General features: G+C 70.0%; 1 pseudogene. It reads right to left on the bottom strand.

Annotated elements, in window-relative coordinates:
* A pseudogene (locus AB6M95_RS19705) lies at window positions 1-530 on the bottom strand (SIS domain-containing protein); the annotation flags it as partial.

The raw sequence follows: 530 nt of genomic DNA, 5'->3' as shown, positions 1-530 counted from the left end.
TCCGAGCCGGTGTAGGACTCGATGGACATGCCGGTGTCGGCCAGGGTGCGGCGCAGGAGCCGGGCCACGGCCATGGCGGCCACGGCGGCCGTGCCCTGGCCCACGCAGATGATCCTCCGGATGGGCCGGGTCGTGTCCCGGAACCGCTCGACCAGGGCCGGGCCGCGCCCGAACCCCTCGGGCAGGAACTCCACCTCGCCGTTTTTCTTGATATATTTGCCGTGCAGGGTGTTGCGCACCGAGTCCGGGGCCTCGTGGATCTCCTTCTCGATGTAGTGGGCGTACTCGCCCCGGAAGATGTCGCGCGAGAAGATCTCGATCTTCTCCTCGGCCAGCTCCACGGGCTCGCCGTTGTCCAGGTACCGGGCCACGGGGATGGCGTCCGCCGGGTCGGTGTCGCGCAGGACCACGGACACCCCGCCCTGCCGGTGCACGGCCACGGGATAGGACGAGCGCGCCCGGGCGGCCATGCCGTAGGCCTCGCTCGCCACCAGCCAGCCGTCATTGGTCCGGCCGATGTAGAAGGACTG

Origin of the sequence: Pseudodesulfovibrio karagichevae (assembly GCF_041414475.1) — a bacterium.
Taxonomy (GTDB): Bacteria; Desulfobacterota; Desulfovibrionia; order Desulfovibrionales; family Desulfovibrionaceae; genus Pseudodesulfovibrio; species Pseudodesulfovibrio karagichevae.
The sequence above is the reverse complement of the archived record's forward strand: the minus strand, read 5'-3'. Positions and strand labels throughout refer to the sequence as shown.